At 70.1% G+C, this 6,266-nt stretch carries 5 protein-coding genes and 1 pseudogene; 2 read left to right on the top strand and 4 right to left on the bottom strand.

The window, feature by feature from the left end; genetic code table 11:
- The 4 genes and pseudogenes from AU195_RS25070 to AU195_RS05930 form a co-directional block, all read right to left on the bottom strand.
- Positions 1–192, bottom strand: a pseudogene (locus AU195_RS25070) (RNA-binding protein); the annotation flags it as partial.
- A gap of 74 nt (positions 193–266) precedes the next feature.
- Positions 267–1,130 carry a pseudouridine synthase gene (locus AU195_RS05940; protein ID WP_059158131.1) on the bottom strand — a complete coding sequence of 288 codons (864 nt, stop codon included), beginning with the start codon at positions 1,128–1,130 and terminating at the stop codon, positions 267–269.
- The gene (locus AU195_RS05935; protein ID WP_059158130.1) at positions 1,127–2,866 is read right to left on the bottom strand and encodes a glycerol-3-phosphate dehydrogenase/oxidase; all 1,740 of its coding nucleotides are present in this window, start codon (positions 2,864–2,866) and stop codon (positions 1,127–1,129) included. Before AU195_RS05935 ends, AU195_RS05940 begins: the two co-directional genes overlap by 4 nt.
- A gap of 47 nt (positions 2,867–2,913) precedes the next feature.
- Positions 2,914–4,326: an NAD(P)H-quinone dehydrogenase gene (locus AU195_RS05930; protein WP_059158147.1), complete on the bottom strand. Its 1,413-nt coding sequence runs from the start codon at positions 4,324–4,326 to the stop codon at positions 2,914–2,916.
- A gap of 76 nt (positions 4,327–4,402) precedes the next feature.
- Here AU195_RS05930 and AU195_RS05925 point away from each other — a divergent pair, with 76 nt between their 5' ends.
- Positions 4,403–4,891, top strand: coding sequence for a gamma-glutamylcyclotransferase family protein (locus AU195_RS05925; protein ID WP_059094482.1), 489 nt, complete (start codon positions 4,403–4,405; stop codon positions 4,889–4,891).
- Positions 4,892–4,990: 99 nt separating this feature from the next.
- Complete coding sequence (locus AU195_RS05920; RefSeq protein ID WP_059158129.1) at positions 4,991–6,259, top strand: DUF4032 domain-containing protein; 1,269 nt, start codon at positions 4,991–4,993, stop codon at positions 6,257–6,259.
- Positions 6,260–6,266: the final 7 nt, after the last annotated feature.

Raw genomic sequence — 6,266 nt, 5'->3', positions numbered from 1 at the left:
GGGGGGCGGCGGTGGTGGCGGAAGCGCGTCGTTGAGATAGGCGAGCGGATCCGAGCAGCCGCTGACGTCGACGAACCGGCCACCGACCGATCCGCACAGCGTGGCGTCTGCGGTGGGAACGGTGGGGGTCAGGGTCGCCCCGAACATCAGCGCCGCTGCGCACGCGCCGGACAACGGCCATATTCTTCGCACTCGCCGATTGTGGCATCACATTCGGGCGGATTCGGCGTATTCGGTCGCGCCCGGCGCAACCGGACACACCGACGTCACAACGCGCGCTCGGTGACGAAGCAGCGCCGGGTACCGGTCAGCGGGTCGTCGAAGGCGATGCTGTGCGCCAGCAGCTGCAGCGGACTGGTGAAGTCGTCGGGCGCGATGTCGACGACGTCCGGGTACAGCGGATCGTTGCGCAGGGGCAGGCCCAGCGACGCCATGTGCACCCGAAGCTGATGTGTGCGGCCGGTCCGCGGCGTCAGCCGGTGGAGATCGTCACCGAGGTGTTCGACCAGCGTCTCGGCGTTGGGCTCCCCCGGCTCCTCGAAGGCCTGTAATCGTCCGCGCTGCTTGATGATTCGGCTGCGCACGATCGTCGGCAGGTCGACGGTGGGGGTACCGGCCGAACGCGCCAGGTACACCTTGGCGACCGCGCCGTCGGAGAACAGCGTCTGGTACGCGCCCCGGAGCTCACGGCGCACCGTGAACAGCAGCACCCCCGCGGTCAATCGGTCCAGCCGGTGCGCAGGTGAGAGCTCCGACAGGTCCAGCGCGCGACGCAGCCGCACCACCGCGGTCTCGGCGACATGGCGGCCACGCGGCATCGTCGCCAGGAAGTGCGGTTTGTCGACGACCACGATGTTCTCGTCGCGGTACAGCACCGGCATCTCGAACGGCACCGGAACCTCCGCCGGCAGATCCCGATACAGGTAGACGTGCGCGCCCGGCGGCAACACGGTGGCCGCGGTGACGACGCGTCCGTCGGCGGTCAACACACCACCGTCGAACACCTTGGCCGCCACCGACTCTCCGAAGCGGTCAGCCAACTCGACCAGGACGGCGCCCCCGCGCAGACGCACCCGCGCGGGTCCGAGCCCGTCGCGCACCGGAAGTGGCGCGGGCCGCACCCGGCTCATCGCAACGGGACGGGTTCGAGGATCTCCGCCCTGGCCTCGGGCGCCGCCGCGCGCAGTGCGTCGGCGGACTCGTCGTCGGGCTGCTGCTGACTGCGCACCTCGGCGTCGACGCGGGCACAGTAGGTGTCCACCTCACGGGTGACGTCCTCGGCACTCCAACCCAGAATGGGCGCAACGACTTCGGCGACCTCACGGGCGCAGTCGACGCCACGGTGCGGGTACTCGATCGAGATGCGCATACGGCGGGCCAGGATGTCCTCGAGGTGCAGCGCCCCCTCAGCGGCCGCGGCGTAGGCGGCCTCCACCTTGAGGTAGATGGGCGCTTCGGTGATCGGGGTGAGCAGGTCGGGTCTGCCCTCGCCCAGCGCCAGCACCTCGCTGATCAGTGAGCCGTACCGGTCGAGCAGGTGACGCACCCGGTAGGGATGCAAACCGTAGTGTTTGCCGACGTGCTCGGTCTGATTGATCAGCGCGAAGTACCCGTCGGCGCCCATCAGCGGCACCTTCTCGGTGATGGACGGCGCCACCCGGGCCGGGACGAACTCGGCAGCCGCGTCGATCGCGTCCTCCCCCATCACCCGGTAGGTGGTGTACTTGCCGCCGGCGATCGCGACCAGCCCCGGCGCCGGCACCGCCACCGCGTGCTCGCGCGACAGCTTCGAGGTCTCCTCGCTCTCCCCCGCCAGCAGCGGGCGCAGACCGGCGTAGACGCCGTCGATGTCGTCATGGGACAGCGGCGTGGCGAGCACCGTGTTGACGGTCTCGAGGATGTAGTCGATGTCGGCCTTGGTCGCGGCCGGATGCGCCAGGTCCAGGTTCCAGTCGGTGTCGGTCGTGCCGATGATCCAGTGCGTACCCCACGGGATGACGAACAGCACCGACTTCTCGGTGCGCAGGATGATCGCCACCTCACTGACGATGCGGTCACGCGGCACGACGATGTGCACGCCCTTGGACGCCCGGACCCGGAACCGGCCGCGCTGGCGCGACAGCGCCTGGATCTCGTCGGTCCACACCCCGGTGGCGTTGACCACGACGTGGCCGTGGACGTCGGTGACCGACCCGTCCTCGCTGTCGCGCACGGCGACACCGATCACCCGGTCGCCTTCCCTCAGCAGGTTGACCACCTGCGTCGATGTGCGCACCACCGCGCCGTAGTGCGCGGCCGTGCGGGCGACGGTCATCGTGTGGCGGGCGTCGTCGACGACGGTGTCGTAGTAGCGGATGCCGCCGATCAGCGAGCTGCGTTTGAGTCCGGGCGCCAGCCGCAGCGCCCCGGACTTGGTGAGGTGGCGCTGCGCGGGAACGGATTTCGCGCCGCCGAGCTGGTCGTAGAGGAAGATGCCCGCCGCCACGTAGGGCCGCTCCCACCACCGGTTGGTCAGCGGGAACAGGAACGGCAGCGGTTTGACCAGATGCGGCGCCAACGTGGTCAGCGACAGCTCGCGTTCGTGCAGCGCCTCGCGCACCAGCCCGAATTCGAGCTGTTCGAGGTAGCGCAGGCCGCCGTGGAACATCTTGCTGCTGCGGCTGGACGTCCCGGAGGCGAAGTCCCGCGCCTCGACCAGCGCGACCTTGAGTCCACGGGTGGCGGCGTCGAGCGCGGCGCCCGCGCCGACCACACCCCCGCCGATCACCACGACGTCGAACTGCTCGCTACCGAGCCGCTGCCAGGCCTCGGCCCGCTGCTCGGGTCCGAGCAACGTCTGCCCGTTGCTGGGGATCGGGTCACTCACCGTTCCCAGGCTACGTGCTTTTTCTTTGCTCCTCGCGTCCGCGGGGATCAGTCCAGATCGTCGTGCGCCATCAGGCGACGTGCCGCCTCCACGATCGAACCCGACAGCGACGGATACACCGACAGGGTCTGCGCCAGGTCGGTCACCGAGATCCGGTTCTGCACCGCCAGCGCGATCGGCAGGATCAGCTCCGAGGCGATCGGGGCGACCACGACACCGCCGATGACCACGCCGGTGGCCGGCCGGCAGAAGATCTTGACGAAGCCGTGCCGCAGCAGCGACATCTTCGCGCGGGCGTTGGTGTTCAGCGGCAGCATCAGCGTGCGGGCGGGCACACTGCCGTCGTCGATCGCGGTCTGCGGGATGCCGACGGCGGCGATCTCGGGGCGGGTGAACGTGGCCGACGCCACGGTGCGCAGCCGGATCGGCGCCACCCCCTCGCCCAGCGCGTGGTACATCGCGATGCGGCCCTGCATCGCGGCCACCGACGCCAGCGGCAGCAGACCGGTGCAGTCGCCCGCGGCGTAGATCCCGGCCGCGGGTGTGCGTGACACCCGGTCGACGGGGATGTAACCGCCGCGACCCAGTTCGACGCCGACGCGCTCGAGGCCCAGGCCCTCCGTGTTGGGCACCGACCCGACGGTCATCAGCGCATGGCTGCCCTCGACACACCGGCCGTCGGCCATTCGCACCCTCACCCCGGTCTCGGTGCGGGTCACCGATTCGGCGCGGGCGTTCTTGACCAGGGTGACGCCACGTTCGGCGAACACCTCCTCCAGCACGGCGGCGGCGTCGCTGTCCTCGTGCGGCAGGATCTGGTCGCGGCTGGCGACCACGGTCACCGTCACGCCGAGTTCGGTGTAGGCGTTGCAGAACTCGGCGCCCGTCACACCGGAGCCCACGATCACCAGGTGCTCGGGCAGGTCGGTCAGGTCGTAGAGCTGGCGCCAGGTGAGGATCCGCTCGCCGTCGGGCACCGCATTGGGCAGGACCCGCGGGCTCGCGCCGGTGGCGATCAGCACCACGTCGGCCTTCAGCACACCGGTCTTACCGTCGTGCGTCGTCACGCGGACGCGGTGCTGCGCCAGTCCGGGCACGTCGTCGACCAGTTCGCCGCGGCCACCGATCACCGTGACGCCCTCGCGCAGCAGTTGGCTGCCGATGTCGGCGGACTGCGATCGAGCCAGCGTCTTGACCCGGTTGTGGATCTGCGGCAGCGAGATCTTGGCGTCCTCGATGCTGATGTCGAAACCCAGGCCGGTCGCGCGTCGCAGTTCGGTGCGCACACCCGTCGAGGCGATGAAGGTCTTCGACGGCACGCAGTCGTACAGCACGCACGCGCCGCCCACCCCGTCGGAGTCGATGACGGTGACGTGGGTGTCCGGGCCTCTGCCCGCGGCGACAAGAGCCGCCTCATATCCGGCGGGCCCGCCGCCGATGATCACGATGCGGGTTGCCACGAGCACAATCTAACCGTTCGCTCTCGGCGGACGCTTCCGGTCGCGGCGGCGCGGTCGCCGGTTAAGCTCTCCTACCGTGCCGCTCTACGCCGCCTACGGGTCGAACATGCATCCCGAGCAGATGATGGAGCGTGCACCGCATTCGCCGATGGCCGGGACCGGCTGGCTGCACGGCTGGCGGCTGACCTTCGGTGGCGAGGACATCGGCTGGGAGGGCGCGCTGGCCACCGTCGTCGAGGACCCCCTGTCGAAGGTGTTCGTCGTGCTCTACGACATGACCAAAGAGGACGAGGAGACCCTCGACCGTTGGGAGGGTTCCGAGCTCGGCGTCCACAAGAAGATCCGCTGCCGGGTCGACCGGGTGACGGGGTTCTCGACGGACACCCCACTTGAACCGGTGCTGGCGTGGCTCTACGTGGTCGACGCCTGGGAGGGCGGCCTGCCGTCGGCGCGCTACCTCGGGGTGATGGCCGACGCGGCCGAGATCGCGGGCGCACCAGCCGATTACGTGCACGATCTGCGGACCCGCCCGTCGCGCAGTGTCGGTCCCGGGACTCCCGGCTGATCCCCTGTCCGGCCACCGTGCGGGTCTGCACACGAAACGCCGCGGATTTCCCGGTGGTTTGCGCACCCTCGCGGCCCGCGACGGTGACAGTCTGGCGTGATGGCCGTACCCGAACTCCGGCTGCGCACTCCGGGTGCCGGACTGCTCGCGCTGCCGTGGGACCGCCCGCTGGCGGAGTGGGCGGTGCCGGAGGTGCCGCTGCGCGACATCGCCGTCGGGCCGAGCCGTCACCTGGTGAAGTTCGTCGCCTGCGACGGTGCGCTGTGGGCGGTCAAGGAACTCCCACCCCGCATCGCGCGCAAGGAGTACGGGGTGCTCGGCGCCCTGGAGGATCTGGGCCTGCCTGCCGTGCGGCGGGCGGGTCTGGTGCACCAACCCGACTTCGACACCTCGCTCCTGCTGACCCGTTTCCTCGACGGGTCGTGGCAGTACCGGCGGCTGTTCCGCAGGCTGCCGCCCGAAGAGCCCAAACACCGTGCCCGGTTGTTCGACGCGATGGCCAGCCTGCTCGTCGAACTGCACCGCCACGGCGTGTTCTGGGGTGACTGCTCGCTGGCCAACACGCTGTTCTCCCGCGACGGCCAGGTGCTGCAGGCGTGGCTCGTCGACGCCGAGACCTCCGAGGTCCACCCGCGGCTGTCCGACGGTCAGCGCGGCCACGACCTCGACATCCTCGTCGAGAACGTCGCCGCCGACCTGATGGACCTGGCGGCCTACCTCGGCTCGTCGGAGGAGCTCGAGGATGCGCTGATCGCCGAGGCGCAGGACATCCCGAACCGGTATCAGCGCCTGTGGGATGTGCTGCACGCCGAACCGGTCTTCGACTTCAGCGACCGTTATCGCGTGGAGGGCACCATCCGGCGGCTCAACGAGCTGGGCTTCGCCGTCGAGGAGGTCACGCTGCAACCGGTCAGCGACACCGCGCCGGACCGGTTACGACTGCATGTCGGCGTCGGCGACCGCCGCTTCCACGCCGAACGGCTGCGCGAACTGACCGGCCTCGACGTCGGCGAGGGGCAGGCCCGCACGCTGCTGGGTGATCTGCAGACCTTCCAGGCGCAACTCAGCCGCGAGAGCGGCCACGACGTCGACGACTCGACGGCCGCGCAGCTGTGGGTCATGGAGGTCGCCACGCCGACGATGCACCGCGCCCACGAGGCGATCGGCCGTGCCGGCACACCGATCCAGGCGTTCTGCGACCTGCTCGAGGTGCGGTGGTTGCTCAGCGAACGCGCGGGCCGCGACGTGGGGACCGAGCGCGCACTCGTCGCCCTGGCCCGTGACGTCATCCCGCCGGATTCGGCGGCCAAGATGGCGGTGGCGGAGGTGCCGACGCAGCCGATGCCGGTGATCGACCTCGACGACTGAACGCGCA

The sequence above is a fragment of the Mycobacterium sp. IS-1496 genome (genome assembly GCF_001499995.1).
Classification (GTDB): Bacteria; Actinomycetota; Actinomycetes; order Mycobacteriales; family Mycobacteriaceae; genus Mycobacterium.
Note: the sequence above shows the minus strand (reverse complement) of the source record. Positions and strands in the feature narration are given on the sequence as shown.